This is a genomic window from Chitinophaga rhizosphaerae (assembly GCF_003958645.1).
Classification (GTDB): Bacteria; Bacteroidota; Bacteroidia; order Chitinophagales; family Chitinophagaceae; genus Chitinophaga; species Chitinophaga rhizosphaerae.
This window is the reverse complement of sequence record NZ_RXLO01000013.1, coordinates 38,594-52,446: the sequence shown is the minus strand read 5'-3', so window position 1 is coordinate 52,446 and position 13,853 is coordinate 38,594. Positions and strand designations below refer to the sequence as shown.

Sequence of the window (13,853 nt, the reverse complement as noted above, 5' to 3'; positions counted from 1 at the left end):
GTAAGCGGCGTGGCCACGGAGGCCAAGTTACGAAAAGGCATCAACCCGCGCGGCGGCTTTCCTCCTCGCTGCCCGATTTCCGTTCGCGCGCACCTTCCACTTTCGAATTCCCGAAGCGGTAGGTGAACGAAACGTTCAGCGTCCGGTTTTGCCAGCGGTTGTTCACATCGAGATATACATTGTTGAAATCCGCCGTTCCCCGGAAACGTGCGGAAGCGAAAATATCGTTCACGCTTACTTTCAGCGTGCCTTTCTTGTTCATCACCGTTTTCTGCACGCCGGCGTTGGCGGCCCACATCGCTTTCGAGCGCCAGATGCCGTATACGTTGGGCGCCTCGTACCAGCCGCTCAGCTCGATCTTGATCTCCTTGGGCAGGGAGAAGGTGTGGGTGGAATTAAAGTGCCAGGAGAGGCTTTTGGTCGAAAAATCCCCGAGCGAATCGCGGATGTAATACTGGTTATGGAAAATGGCGGCATTGGTGTTCGTATTCCACCATTTCGTGAAATCCACCGGCAGCGTCACTTCCGCCGAAATATTTTTCCGCGTTCCCAGGTTACGGGAAGTGCTCGTCGTCACCCGCGATTTTTCGTTCAGTATCAAATATTCATCGATCACGTCGTTGGTTTGCGAATAGCCTGCGGAGAAAATGTATTTATTTTTAAAAGTGTACGACAGCTCGGTGTTATGCGTGTATTCCGGCGTGAGGTAAGCGTTCCCGCGGAAAAAGGTGTATTTGTCGAGGAAGAACATGAACGGGTTCAGTTGTCCGTATCCCGGCCGGTTGATGCGCTTGTTGTAAGTGGCGCCCACCTTGTGATCGTCCGAGATTTTATAGTCGACGGTGAAGTTGGGGAAGAAATCGGTATAGTTTCTTTTGATCCGGTTTTTAAGCGAAATCGAATTTGCATCGGAGGAAGTATGTTCCACACGGAGCCCGGCGGTCATATCGAGCTTCTTCCAGTTCTTTTTCAGGGTGGCGTAACCGGCTAGCACATTTTCCCGGTAAATGAACTGATCGTATTGGGAATAAACGGGTTTGTACCCGCCGCCAACCATCGAATCGTAGGCCATGTTGTTGTCCGTTTCCACGAAACTCCCTTTGGCGCCCGCTTCCAGCTTGGTTGATTTGTTCAGCGCCTGCACCCAGTCGGCCTTGATGCTGCGGATGGTAATGTGGGTGAAAGGCAGGGTACGAAGGGCGCTCTGGTTCAATATCTGGTGATCAGCTTCGCGGCGCATGCTGTCAGACAGATATGTGTGCATGCGGTTGTAAAATTTCGCATAATCCGCGTCCATGGATAATTCCGACCCCAGTGTATCGATCTTCAGTTTATAGTTCAGGTTGGTGGAAATGCCGCGGAAACGGTTATTCCCCGATACATCAGAATACAGGACGGAATCGATATCCATCCCCGGCCGCCTGATCTCCGTGGCACTGGGCGCCGAGCGCCAGAAAGCGTTGGTATACCCGTTGGCCATCACCCCGATGGTTTGTTTATCATCCAGGAACCAGTCGAACCCGATCTTCCCGGAACGGTTGAGAAAATCGTTTTTCTGGAATACGCTCTGGTGATAATGGAGTGGCTCGTCGCCCCCGGTTTTGCGGTTCAGTTCGCGGGTATTGAATCCCTGGCGGTCGCCGATGTTGAAGTTCCCGAAGGCGTTGAATTTCTTCGTTCTCCAGTTGAGCGTTACGCCCGTGCTGTAATACATGTACCGGCCGTTGCCTCCCGAAAGGCTCACCGATCCGTTGAAGCCCGTCAGCTGGCCTTTTTTCGTCTTGATGTTGATGATGCCCGAAGATCCGGCGGCATCGTATTTCGCACCGGGACTGGTAATTATTTCGATGGCAGATACGCCCTCTGCGTTCATGCTTTTCAGCAGTTCGGCGAGCGCGTCGTTAGACAGGTAGGTCAGTTTTCCGTCGATCATCACCGTTACGCCCTGTTTGCCTTTCAGGACGAGGTTATCGTCTTTATCCACCGTAACGCCCGGTGCGCGGCGAAGGAGGTCGAGCACGGAGTTGCCGGCCGCGGCCACGCTGCCTTCGACGTTGAGCACGGTTTTTCCTTCCGCGCGTTCGATGAAGGGTTTCTGCGCCGTTACTTCAACGCCTTTCAGGCTTTTGGGAGCGGCCTGGAGTACGAGAGCTTTCAATTCCACGTTTTTCTCCTGCAGCTGGAAAGCGGCTGTGCGTGCGGTGGTGAACCCCATCTGGGAGGCTTCGATGAAATATTTCCCGGGGTTGACGGACTCGAACTGGATTTTGCCGTCGGTATCGCTCATCTGTCCCTTCACGAGCGAAGAATCTGCGGCCTTTTTCACGACCACACTGGCGAAAGGAAGCGGGTTCCCTCCGGCGTCGGTGACCTTGAGGTAGATGTTGCGTTGCGCAAATGAGACGGAGGTGCACACAATGAGGATCAACACGGTTAGAATGGAGCGGAGTTGCATAACAAGGTTAAATAATAGTTGCTGTAAGGATGACGATATTAAAGTTCGGGCGGATTCACGGTTTTCACGGGCCGTTCATCCCAAATCCGCGCTACTGGATTATTTGACGGAAGAATCCTGCGGCAGCGGCGTTCTTTATAAAGACGTGCCGTTGTGCCGATAGTTTCAGGCAAATGACGGGTGGTTGGGATGACCGATGAGTGGCAGGAAACGGCACGGCACCGGCAAACGATTGCGGGCAACGTGCAGCGGGTACGTACCGCCACGTAGGCAACTAGAAATAACAGCTTGATTTATATATCGATACAGCCGGAAAGCAACCCCGAAACGCCCGGCTGCACTGCAAACAGGCTACCTGAAAGGGGGTATTGTGCCAGGTCGGTTTCCTTAGCTGCGGTAGTGATTACCAGGGTGTCGAGACCGGGGCCGCCGAAACAGCAGGCCGTTGCATTGGGAACGGGGATTTCTATGAAGTTGATTTGTTCGCCGGTGGCAGGGTTATAGCGCCCAACGCCGAAGCCGCCCCACAGCGCGACCCACAGCATGCCCTCTGCGTCGCAGGCCATCCCGTCTGGCAAGCCCGATGCGGGAAGAATGGTGATGATGGCGCGCCCGTTGGCGATCGTGCCGTTTTCCGCGAAGTCGAATGCCACGATGGTTCGGGCAAGACTGTCGGTGTAATACATCGTTTTGCCGCCGGGGCTCCAGGTGATGCCGTTGGAACAGGCTGCTGCGGGATAGCGCACTTCAGCGCTCCGGGTTTTCCCGATCACATAAAGATCGCCGCCGCCTGCGCGGTGATCGAAAGTGGTGGTGCCGATCCAAAGGCGGCCCTGCGCATCGGCGGCGCCGTCGTTACAACGGAGACCGTTCCAATGCAGGCCCATGTCTGTAAGCAACGTGGTGTTGCCGTGCAACAGGCTGAGGCGGGAAATGCCGCCGTGGTGGGCGATGATGAGGTGATCACGGTCTTCCGGCAGGGCGAGGGAAACGTGGCGGCCGGGCGGCCATTCGCGGATTTCGCCGTCAGGCGCTTCCCGCACAAAAACCTTTCCGGCGGCAATGTCTACCCATATCCAGCGGTTATGCGCTGCATCCCAACGCGGACTTTCCCCCAGCATGTTCCCGGCTTCCAGCCACAGCGGCGCCACTATCCTTTCGTGCATTTTCATCGTGCGGAAAATTATTAAATAAAATCCTTGTCTGCACACAATTTCAGCAAAATATCCCTATCTTTCGGGTACGTACCCGAAAATCCGGGTTTCCCAATCCATGGATGGGATAACGATCATGCACACACGATGAAAAAATGGCTTCCTTACCTGCTGCCGGTTTTGCTGCCGGCGGGCGTGCTTTTGTCCTGCAACGGGCCGGGCAAACGATTCAACCAACCCGTAACATCCGCGCTGGAGCTTGATTCCACCACCCTCGGCATTTCCATAGTAGCGGAAAAACTGAACGTTCCCTGGGAAATCTGCTGGGGGCCCGACGGGCATATCTGGTTCACTGAACAAAGCGGCACGGTCAGCAAAATCGATCCCGCAACGGGCGAAAAGCAGCTGCTGCTCACCATTCCCGAAGTATACCGCCACCGTTCCCTGGGCCTGCTGGGCATGGCCGTCCATCCCACAGCACCTTACGTATACCTCGACTACACCCATCGCAATCCCGATTCCTCGATCGTGTCGCGCCTCGTGCGTTACACCCGCGGCAACGATACGCTCACCGATCCTAAAATTCTGCTCGAATTTCCCGGCAACACGGGGCACAACGGATCGCGCGTCATCATCGGGCCAGACGGCAAAGTGTATTTCTCGACGGGAGACGCTGCGCACGATGCATTCGCCGGAGACACGGCCAGGCTCAACGGCAAAGTGCTCCGCCTCAATGCCGACGGCTCCGTTCCGGCAGATAACCCTTACCCGGGGAATTATATATGGTCGCGCGGGCACCGGAATATCCAGGGCATCGCGTTTACCGACCGCGGACAATTGTTCGCATCCGAGCATGGCGATGCTACCGACGATGAGCTGAACCACATTCAAAAAGCTGCATATTACGCATGGCCGCACATCGAAGGGTTTGCCGACCGGGCAGATGAAAAAGCATATGCCGATTCCAATCCTTTCACTCCGCCTGCGATGGCCTGGACGCCCACCATCGCGCCGGCCGGCATCGATTACTACAACCATTCCGCCATCCGCGACTGGCAGAACACCCTGCTGCTCGGAACGCTCAAGGGCGCCAGCCTTCGCGTGATCCGGCTCAACGACGCGCGCGATTCCGTGCTGGGCGAAAAAGTATATTTCACGCAGCAGTTCGGCCGTATCCGCGACATCTGCGTATCGCCCGAAGGCGATGTCTACCTCGCCACCAGCAACCGCGACTGGAACCCCGGCAAAGGGTTCCCCATCCCGGCAGACGATCGCATTATCCGCCTCTCTCCCATCCAGGATTCGAAAGGCCTCACCCTGTTGCCCGGCCCCGCCGCCGCGCCGGCAACGCCTGTGGCGAAAGGCCCCGCGGTCTACAAAAGTTATTGCGAAGCCTGTCACAAGGCAGACGGGAAGGGCGTTCCCGGCTCGTTCCCCGCGCTCGAACACAGCAAGGTAGTAACGGGCAAACCGGAAGCCTTGCTGCATATCCTGCTGAACGGCAGCAAATCCCCGGCAACGGAGCAAATGCCCGCGTTCCGGTTTTTGTCTGACGACGATATCGCGGCCGTGGCCACCCATATCCGCAGTTCGTGGAGCAACAGGGCAGGCGCCGTTGCGCCCGAAGCGGTGAAATCATTACGGAAACCGGCGAAGTGAAGATGAAAACCAACCGGCATCACGAGGCCCTCCTGCGCGGAGGGCTTTCTTTATTCGGTGAAGGCGAGCAATCGCTGGCGGGTGATGACCAATACGCCCCTTTTCCGCGGGTCCTCATGATCGAGTTGGGCCATGGAGGCGGTAGACTGTTCCGCCAGCCATGCGATGAATTCTTCCCGGGAACGAAACCGGCGCGGGCGTTGCATGACGCCTTTGTACAGCTCACCATAAAGGAAATCCCCGAAATCGTCTTTCTCCATGCCCATTCCGCAATACCCCGGCCGGCGGTAGCCGATGGAGCATCCTTCTTCCAGGCGCGCGGCCACGTTTCCGGCGAGCGTATCGCCGAATGGCAGGGTATCCTGCGCCAGTGCTTCGATGGTAGGTTGCGGTTGCATTGCGTTCCCGGTTTGGATACATGAAAATAACGGGATTGGCGGACATAAAAAACGGGGGCGAGGATAAATCCCCACCCCCGCGATCGTCTATGTGTACAAAAGTTTTTACGCGAATCGGATATAGAAAAACAGGACCGCCGCCGTGATGATGGCCCACCAGAACGCGGGGTTGCGGATGCCGCGGTTCATGGCGCGCTGGTCTGCAGGGAGCTGCAGGCTTTCCCTGTTCCAGATGAGCCCTGCCAGTTCTCCGGCCGGTTTGGGCTTGGTGACCAGGCTCACGACAACGCAAACGATCATGCAGGTCCAGAACACGATGCCGGTGCGGTTGAAAAACGGCATACCGGGCATGGCGCGGTCCAGGATGACCGATAGCGGGATGGTGAGGGCCCCTGCGGCGAGGGCGCCCGCATTGGTAGTACGTTTCCACAGAATACCGAGCAGGAACATGGTGGCGATGCCCGGGGTAAACCAGCCATAGGCGTTCATCAGGTAAAGGAATACCGGTTTTTCGCTATGCCGGATGAAAAGCGCCGAACAGGCTACGCCCACGACTATTACCACCGCGCCGGAAATCTTCCCGAAACGGACGGCTTCCGCATCGGTCGCGTTTTTCCGGAAGTAAGGCAGGTAAATATCGTTGGTGAGGATGGAAGTGCAGGAATTAATGGCCCCGCTCAGGTGCGACATCACCGCCGCAATAAGCCCCGCCATTACGAGCCCCACGAGGCCGGACGGTAACAGATTCGCCACCAGCACGGAAAACAGCTGATCGGGTTTCTCCAGGTCGGGAAAAAGTTTCGGTGCCACGAGCGCCGGAACGGTGATGATGAGCGGCACGAGGAATTTCAGGTAATCGCCGAACACCACGCCCATCCGCGCATGCCATTCGTTTTTCGCCGCCAGCACGCGCTGTACGAGGAACTGGTTGGTAGCGCAATAGAAAACGCTGATGCAGACGAGCCCGCCGAGGTACATCGTCCACGGGAAATCGGGATCGGTATGCGGCAGGATGAGGTCCCAGTTTTTAGTGGTTTCCATCACCGCGGAAATGCCGCCGGCTTTGGAAACGGTCGCGAAAGTAAGGATGATACCGCCCAGCACCAGCACGCCGAGCTGCAGCATTTCCGTCCAGATAACGGCGCGAAGGCCGCCCAGCACGGTATACACACCGGTCAGCAGCGCAAGCACGATCACACAGGGCATGATATCGAACCCGAAAAGCGTATTCAGCGAAACGGCCCCGAGATACAGCACCGCGGCGATTTCCACGAAGATGTACGTCAACAGGATGAGGCCCGCGTAAGTAGTACGCGCCGCACCACTGAACCGCCTTTCCAGGAATTCGGGCACGGTATAAAAACCATTCCGGATATAAAACGGCAGGAAGATCCACAGCAGCGCGTTGAATCCCAGCAAAATGGCGCCCCATTCCATGGCTATCGCCACGAAACCGCGGTTGTATGCGGCGCCCATGGCGCCTACGAGGTGATGGCTGCTGATGTTGGCGGCAATAATGCTGCCGCCGATCATCCACCAGGACATTTTATCGCCCGCCAGGAAATAATCGCGGCGCGTCTTTTGGTTTTGACGGGAGGCGTAAATGCCCAGGGCTATCACCCCCAAAATGTATACACCGAAAATAACGGCGTCGAGAGCTGTCAATTGGAGATTCATGCGTGGCTGTTCAGTTGATGGGAAATGTCGATCGCGGTGCGTGTGAGCAGTTCCAGGCCGCCTTCCGCGAAAGGCGTTTGCCAGACGGCGTATGCATCCCGCTCATAGTGACCGGCCGGCGGCAGATATCCCGCGTAACCGTTCACGATGTTGATAACCGCTACCGGCGCCGGCGCCAGCTCACGGCGTAGCGCTATTTGAAAGCCGGAATAGGCTTCGTTGGGCTGGCCGGCGAGGAAAGCGCCTCCCAGTTTCCAGACCCATAGCGGCATGTCGGCATGGGGACCGTCGCCAAGGGATTTGCGGATGCCCCGCTGCCGCCACAGGCGCTCCTTGCGCACGTGGTCTTCGCAGGCCGCCCATTGCGCCTCGATTTCTGCGAGGGTGGGCAAATCTTTCAGCGGCATGGAGATCAATTTCATTTCGGTTTTGAGATCGGAGGAAGGTGAAAATCCGCTTTCGCGCCAGATCCCCAGCGGCGCACCGGATTCCACGGCGCCCTGGTACACGAGTTCCCTGCCGGCTGGCAACATTCCGCCGAGCGAGGAAAGCACGGCGTGCCCGAGCTGACGGCCGTACCGGTCTGCCAGCGCGGTATCGCCACTGTATTGCTCCCCGGGCGAAAGCTCCCCGGAAGCGCCCTGCAGGAAAAGGCAGGGCGCCCCGGTGGCCGATTCTACTGTTTCCCGCATGGCGCCTACATAATCGGGCGAAATCAGTTCGTTGTCCCAGGCCAGTGTGGTGGGATGGCAGGCGTAATTGACGATCGTTCCGAGCACTTGCCCGTCTGCGGAAGTAATACGCCCGGTGAGGAGGGTATCGTCTGCCGGAATTTCAGGGTTCATGCCCACCACAAACCGCTTGCCGCCCGGCTCGGGCAGATCACGGTTCACGGCCAGCGTGCAATGCCCGTACGCCCAATCGAGCGTAGCGGGAACCGCGGAAGCAAGTGCTTCGCTTGCTGCTGCGATGGCCATTTCGCGGACGTGGCGGAGATAGGGAACGATGAATTCCCCGCCGGGTTTTACGGCGTCTTCGCTGAAAGTGCCTGGTCCTGCGTGGGTGTGCGACAGGCAGAACATGAGCCGCGAGGCGTGCAGTCCGAGGGCGGAGAGGATGCCTTCGCGCAGTTCCCTTTCGTCCTGCGCGCTTTTCCACCAGCCCAGATCCGCGCCGATGAGCACCAGCGGACCCGAAGTTGCGTCCGATTTGAACACCGTGCATACAAGCATAAGCGGCCGGTGGATGCCGGCGGCCACGTCGTGCCGCGCCGCGCCCCAGTTCCGGGCGAAGATGCCGACGGGTGGTGTTATATCTCTTTGTGCCACTCCGATGATGCCGGCGAATGCGGCGGGCCGGAGTGGCGCCATGGCAGAACGGTGCATGGTAAAGGAATTCGTTTAGCGTAATAAGTTGAGGCCGCCGTCCATCAGCAGCGTGGAGCCGGTGATATGGCGGTTTTGCGGATCGCAGAGTTTGACGATCTCCCGGGCGATTTCCGCGGGCGTGATCAGTTTGCGGACGGGCGTTTTCCGGGCGGCGGCTTCCCGCTGCTCGGGGGCTTTTTCCCATACCTGCCGGCTCACGCCGGCGTCTACGTACCCCGGCGCGATCTCATTGACCATAATGCCATGGGGCGCCAGTTCCAGTGCCATGCTTTTGCTCAGCATCCGCATGCCTGCCTTGGAAACAGCATACGCCGGGATGCCGGGATGTACCGCTTCCGCCGCCCAGCTACCCACATACACGATGCTGCCAGCTAGTTGCAGCTCCAGCATGCGCCGGGCGGCGGCGCGCGTGAGGTAGAAAGCGCCATTCAGGTTGATGTCGATCTCGCGCTGCCACTGGTCTGCCGTTACGTCGAACAGCCCGGCGATGGTCACGGTAGCTGCATTCGCCACCACCATGCGCACCGGCCCGAGGGCCGCTTCGGCAGCGGATATCCAAAGTTCTACCGCTTTGGGGTCAGACACGTCTACCCGCGTATAAAGGGCTGCCACGCCCCTGCTTTCGATCTCCAGAAGCAGCGGCGCGGCCCTGTCCTCCGGCAATACGTCGCCGATGGCGATATTGGCGCCAAGCGCGGCGAAAGCCCTCGCCACGGCGCTCCCGATATCTCCCAAACCTCCGCTTACCGCGAGTGTTGTACCGTTGAACATATGAATGTTTTAATTTGTCTTTTTCTGATTACCAGTCGCCCACGGCGCCGTCGCGGTAGAAGCTCCGTTGCAGCACTTCCTGTTCGAAAGGATACTTCTTCACTACCGCTTCGTTGATCTCGATGCCGAGGCCCGGGCGGTTGTTGGGTTTCACGATGCGGCCTTTCTTTTCCACCACGAATCCTTCGCTGACCACTTCTTCGCGCCAGGGCACATCGCTGTGCACGCTTTCGCAGATGGCGTAAGACGGGGTGGCAAAACCCAGTTCGATGGAAGCCGCCGTGCTCACGGGCCCTTGCGGGTTATGCGGCGCCAGTGCCACGCGGTAAGCGTCTGCCAGCGCGGCGATGCGGCGCACTTCGCTCAGGCCGCCGCAGTGGGTGATATCGGGCTGCAACACGCTCACGGCGCGTTTTTCCAGCATATCCTTGAAAGCGGCTACGCCCACGAGGCGCTCGCCGCTGGCGATGGGCGTGCTCACCGCGGCCTGGATGGCGGCGATGCCGTCCATGGCTTCGGGCCAGCAAGGCTCTTCGAAGAAGTAAAGTCCGTAGGGCTCGAGGGCTTTCGCGAATTGCATACCCATGAGCGGGCTGGGCCGTGCGTGGCAATCCACCATGATGTCGATGTCTTCACCCACCGCGTCGCGCATGGCTTTTACGCAGGCTTCGGCGTATCGGATAGGGCGCAAACCTTCGAGGGGCATGGTTTCGGGAACAGCCATTGATTTGAAAGCCGTGAAACCCTCTTCCACCGCCTGCTGCGCCAGTTCGCCAAACCGATTGGCGTCGTCGGCGCGGGTTTCGTAGAAATCCTCCATCTTGCCGCCACCGAGGTGACAGTACAGCCGGATGTAATCGCGGACGCGGCCGCCCCAAAGCTCGTGGCAGGGCACGTTATGGATTTTGCCGAGAATGTCCCACAGCGCGAGATCGATGCCGGAAATGGCCGTGCCGCGCACAATGCCGTTGCCGTGCCAGAAGTGCTGGCGGTACATCATTTGCCAGAGGTATTCGATGCGCCGGGGGTCTTCCCCGATGAGCAATTGCGAAATATCCTCGATGGCGCCTACTACGGAACGGGTATGCCATTCCAGCGTAGCTTCGCCCCAGCCGTACAATCCGGGCTGGTCGGTGATCACCTTGACGAAGATCCAGTTGCGCATCCGCGCATGGCAGACCTGCGTTTCAATTGCCGTTATTTTCATATGGCCGCAACGATTTTTTGTGTTTTTTCCAATGTTTCCGCAATGTCCGCTTCGGTGTGCGCGTAAGAAATACTGCCCTGTTTGATGGGTGTGGGGAAATTGAAAATCCCTTCACCGATCAGCTTTTCACGATACAGTTTGTCGAACGCGAAATCATGGCTGGTAGCGATGTCGTGAAAATCCACGGGCACATGGTCCATGAAATACACGCAGTACGCCGAGCCCTGGCGCGCCACGTAAAACGGACGGCCCTTTTCCGAGAAAATACCGTTCAATCCTTTTTCCAGCATAGCGCCGAGCCTTTCCACATGTCCGTACACATCCGCTTTCGGATCTGCCAGTTTTTCAACCGTGGCGATGGCGGCTGCGGTTGTGAGCGGATGTGCGTTGTAAGTACCGGCGATGAGCACTCTTTTCTTTTTCTCCGGATGGATGAAATAATCCATGTACTGCTTTTTCCCGGCGATCACGCCCATGGGGTAACCGTTGGCCACGGCCTTGCCGAAAGAACTGAGGTCGGGCGTAACGCCGCAGATGGACTGATACCCGCCGATCGCGTGCCGGAACCCGGTTTTCACTTCGTCGAAGATAAGGAGGAAACCTTCTTTGTCGGCGAGGACGCGGATGGCCTGAAGGTACCCGTCTTCCGGTTTGAGAATGCCGACGTTCTGGAGGATGGGCTCCATGATGACGCAGGCTACCGGGTAACGTTTGAGCACGTATTGAATGGAATCGATATCGTTGTAGTTCACTACATGCACGAGGGCCTGGTGGCTGGCGGGGATGCCGGCCGACAGCGGATCTATCGGGTATTCTCCCGGGCTCACGCGGGCGCCGATGTCTGACAGGGCGCTGATCACGTTGCAGGCCACGTCGTTATGCCAGCCGTTGTAGCCGCCCTGCATCACGATCACATGGTCTTTGCCGGTAACGGCGCGGGCGATGCGGATGGCGTGATAGGTGGCTTCGGAGCCGGTAGTGGTGATCTGGACGCTGTCTGCCGAGGGCACGTGCTTCACGAACAGCCCGGCGAAAATACCTTCCAGGTTGGTGGGGCCGGCGCTCATGAGGAGCGAATCGGCGTTCAGGGCGGCGGCTACGGCCCTGTTCACATCGGCATCGTTATGACCGAGGAACGCGGCGGCGAAGCCCGCCTGGTAATCGATGTACTCGTTGCCTTCGAGGTCCCAGACCCGGCTGCCTTTGCCTTTCACGAAGCAAATGTTAGGTTCGGATTTGCGGTTCAGCGATACCACGCCGCCGGGAATCCATTTTTCATTCTCCTGTAATAATGCGGATGATTTGGGCCATGCATTCATAAACTGTACGGTTATATTCTAAAAAAGACTTTTTCCATCGTTGCGCCGCGGGCTTCCATTCCGCCCCGGCGATCGTTGCACACAGTACGTACGGTCGGCGCGTCCTGTACATTCAAAAAAAGACGCTTATATGGTGCGCCCGTTTGAAAATGACCAGCCGGGAGGCATTCCTCCCGGCCTTTGGTCATCCCCACTTTCTCCATGGCTGCCTGAGCAGCACTGCTATCGTACCTTTCATCTTCTCCTGCGCTGCCACAGGAGCAAATGCTCACTTCCGCAAGCCACCGCTGCGTCGTTTCCGTACAACCCTCCGCGAAAGTGAACCTGTCTTTCATCTACGCTATTTTTTATATCCTTCGTTCTGATCCATCACACCGGGATCGTATTGATCTGCCTGGCGCTGCGGGATGGGGAATACCGTCATGTACGACTGCGGGCTGAGGGTCACCGTTTCGGCCGCGTTGTTGGCGGGTACGTACAGGCGCTCTTCCTGGGTCATTACGGTGAGGTACTTGCCGGTGCGCACGAGGTCGTACCAGCGGTCTCCCTCGAAAGCGAGTTCCAGCTGGCGTTCCAGCAGCAGTTTATCGAGGAAGTCGTTGGCGTTCGCGATATCCGTGGCGGTATAATTGTGGCTCGTTCCGGCGAACGCTCTTTCGCGAACGCGGTTCAGCGCCGTGAGCGCACCTCCCTTATCACCGGAATGATACAACGCCTCCGATTGCAGGAGCAACACTTCCGCGAAGCGCATCACCGGCAGATCGAGGCCGGAAGTATTGTACAGGTGCTTGTTGGCGTATTTGCTGACGTAGGGATAAAAAGTCGGCGGATCGTTGGGCGCGGTAGGCGTTACCAGCCAGTCGGTAATTGTTTTGGCCTTACGGGTATCGCCGGCTACGTAGCGCTTGTTGAGGCTCCATGAAGGCAGCGCCGTTTCCACGCCACGTTCCACGATGCCGTAGACACCGCCGTTGGGGATGAACGCGGTAGACAGGGTTTGCCCGTTCACGCTTTCCACATACTTCACCGCGAAAACGGTTTCGCTGTTGTCTTCCGTTGCCGGGTCCCACAGGGTGGCGAAGTTTGGCACAAGGTTGTACCCGAAATCGTTCACCGCTTTATTCAACACTTCTTTTGCGTTGTTATAATCTTTCCGGTAGATATACACTTTACCGAGCAGGGCCGTGGCCGCGCCTTTCGACGTTCTGCCCTTTTCCATGTTCGCTGCCGGCGGCAGTTTTTCCACCGCGTCTTTCAAATCGGCGATGATAAGGTTGTACACTTCATCCACCGAAGCGCGGCGCTGGGCGCGGGCTTCCTCGATGGAAACCTGCGCCGTGACCAGCGGCACGCCGCCGAAAGTGCGCACCATGTCGAAATACAGCAATGCACGGAGGAATTTAGCCTCGCCGATGTACTGGTTCTTCGCATTGCCGGCGTAGTCCTTCGGCTTGTCGATGTTCAGCAACACCTGGTTGGCGCGGTAAATGCCGGCGTAGTTGGATTCCCAGAAGTTGCCAAGCACGTTGTTCTCGGTATTCATCGTCAGTCCGTCGAGATCTACCGCTCCCGCGATGGGCGTGTTGGTAGACATGTAGAGGTTGTCTGACGGGGCGTCCATGATAATGTAATCGGTCATCCGGCGCGCCTGGAGGTTGCTGTAGATGCCGATCACGGCTTTATTCATTTCGGAGGATGACCTGAAGTAATTGGTAGTCGTCAGTATGGACTCCGGTTTCATGTTCAGCAGCGCATCATGACAACCGGCTGCGCCGATGAGAATTGCGAGTGCCTGCAGGGAGAAAAATATTCTTTTCATACTGAT

Annotated in this window: 11 protein-coding genes; 1 reads left to right on the top strand and 10 read right to left on the bottom strand. The window is 57.7% G+C overall.

The window, feature by feature from the left end:
* Window positions 1-40: 40 nt before the first annotated feature.
* Both EJ361_RS22750 and EJ361_RS22745 read right to left on the bottom strand, forming a co-directional pair.
* On the bottom strand, window positions 41-2,455 hold the full coding sequence (locus EJ361_RS22750) for a TonB-dependent receptor domain-containing protein (protein WP_126248693.1): 2,415 nt from the start codon (window positions 2,453-2,455) through the stop codon (window positions 41-43).
* A gap of 293 nt (window positions 2,456-2,748) precedes the next feature.
* Window positions 2,749-3,627 (bottom strand): SMP-30/gluconolactonase/LRE family protein, encoded by an 879-nt coding sequence (locus EJ361_RS22745; protein ID WP_126248691.1) that lies wholly within the window; start codon window positions 3,625-3,627, stop codon window positions 2,749-2,751.
* A gap of 129 nt (window positions 3,628-3,756) precedes the next feature.
* On the opposite strand from EJ361_RS22745, the gene EJ361_RS22740 reads away from it, so the two are divergent.
* A complete protein-coding gene (locus tag EJ361_RS22740; protein ID WP_126248689.1) occupies window positions 3,757-5,268 on the top strand; it encodes a PQQ-dependent sugar dehydrogenase in 1,512 nt (503 codons plus the stop codon).
* Between the two features lie 50 nt (window positions 5,269-5,318).
* On the opposite strand, the gene EJ361_RS22735 is transcribed toward EJ361_RS22740, so the two are convergent.
* The 8 genes from EJ361_RS22735 to EJ361_RS22700 form a co-directional block, all read right to left on the bottom strand.
* Window positions 5,319-5,666, bottom strand: a complete 348-nt coding sequence (locus tag EJ361_RS22735; protein WP_126248687.1) for a hypothetical protein — start codon at window positions 5,664-5,666, stop codon at window positions 5,319-5,321.
* Window positions 5,667-5,771: 105 nt separating this feature from the next.
* Complete coding sequence (locus tag EJ361_RS22730) at window positions 5,772-7,343, bottom strand: SLC5 family protein (RefSeq protein ID WP_126248685.1); 1,572 nt, start codon at window positions 7,341-7,343, stop codon at window positions 5,772-5,774.
* Window positions 7,340-8,728 carry a hypothetical protein gene (locus EJ361_RS22725; protein WP_126248683.1) on the bottom strand — a complete coding sequence of 463 codons (1,389 nt, stop codon included), beginning with the start codon at window positions 8,726-8,728 and terminating at the stop codon, window positions 7,340-7,342. Before EJ361_RS22725 ends, EJ361_RS22730 begins: the two co-directional genes overlap by 4 nt.
* 15 nt (window positions 8,729-8,743) lie before the next feature.
* A complete protein-coding gene (locus EJ361_RS22720) occupies window positions 8,744-9,502 on the bottom strand; it encodes an SDR family NAD(P)-dependent oxidoreductase (protein ID WP_126248681.1) in 759 nt (252 codons plus the stop codon).
* A gap of 28 nt (window positions 9,503-9,530) precedes the next feature.
* A complete protein-coding gene (gene dgoD / locus EJ361_RS22715) occupies window positions 9,531-10,709 on the bottom strand; it encodes a galactonate dehydratase (protein ID WP_126248679.1) in 1,179 nt (392 codons plus the stop codon).
* Window positions 10,706-12,028, bottom strand: coding sequence for an aspartate aminotransferase family protein (locus EJ361_RS22710; protein WP_126248677.1), 1,323 nt, complete (start codon window positions 12,026-12,028; stop codon window positions 10,706-10,708). Before EJ361_RS22710 ends, dgoD begins: the two co-directional genes overlap by 4 nt.
* Before the next feature lie 11 nt (window positions 12,029-12,039).
* Entirely contained in the window at window positions 12,040-12,363 is a 324-nt protein-coding gene (locus EJ361_RS22705) for a hypothetical protein (protein ID WP_126248675.1), read from the bottom strand.
* Window positions 12,364-12,368: 5 nt separating this feature from the next.
* Window positions 12,369-13,847 carry a RagB/SusD family nutrient uptake outer membrane protein gene (locus EJ361_RS22700; protein WP_126248673.1) on the bottom strand — a complete coding sequence of 493 codons (1,479 nt, stop codon included), beginning with the start codon at window positions 13,845-13,847 and terminating at the stop codon, window positions 12,369-12,371.
* Between the last annotated feature and the right edge of the window lie 6 nt (window positions 13,848-13,853).

What these genes read in the sequence shown, in the direction of transcription:
- EJ361_RS22720 (WP_126248681.1), bottom strand. Translation starts at nt 9,502, where the DNA reads ATGTTCAACGGTACAACACTCGCGGTAAGCGGAGGTTTGGGAGATATC.
- dgoD (WP_126248679.1), bottom strand. Translation starts at nt 10,709, where the DNA reads ATGAAAATAACGGCAATTGAAACGCAGGTCTGCCATGCGCGGATGCGC.
- EJ361_RS22730 (WP_126248685.1), bottom strand. Translation starts at nt 7,343, where the DNA reads ATGAATCTCCAATTGACAGCTCTCGACGCCGTTATTTTCGGTGTATAC.
- EJ361_RS22735 (WP_126248687.1), bottom strand. Translation starts at nt 5,666, where the DNA reads ATGCAACCGCAACCTACCATCGAAGCACTGGCGCAGGATACCCTGCCA.
- EJ361_RS22745 (WP_126248691.1), bottom strand. Translation starts at nt 3,627, where the DNA reads ATGAAAATGCACGAAAGGATAGTGGCGCCGCTGTGGCTGGAAGCCGGG.
- EJ361_RS22700 (WP_126248673.1), bottom strand. Translation starts at nt 13,847, where the DNA reads ATGAAAAGAATATTTTTCTCCCTGCAGGCACTCGCAATTCTCATCGGC.
- EJ361_RS22710 (WP_126248677.1), bottom strand. Translation starts at nt 12,028, where the DNA reads ATGAATGCATGGCCCAAATCATCCGCATTATTACAGGAGAATGAAAAA.
- EJ361_RS22740 (WP_126248689.1), top strand. Translation starts at nt 3,757, where the DNA reads ATGAAAAAATGGCTTCCTTACCTGCTGCCGGTTTTGCTGCCGGCGGGC.
- EJ361_RS22705 (WP_126248675.1), bottom strand. Translation starts at nt 12,363, where the DNA reads ATGAAAGACAGGTTCACTTTCGCGGAGGGTTGTACGGAAACGACGCAG.
- EJ361_RS22750 (WP_126248693.1), bottom strand. Translation starts at nt 2,455, where the DNA reads ATGCAACTCCGCTCCATTCTAACCGTGTTGATCCTCATTGTGTGCACC.
- EJ361_RS22725 (WP_126248683.1), bottom strand. Translation starts at nt 8,728, where the DNA reads ATGCACCGTTCTGCCATGGCGCCACTCCGGCCCGCCGCATTCGCCGGC.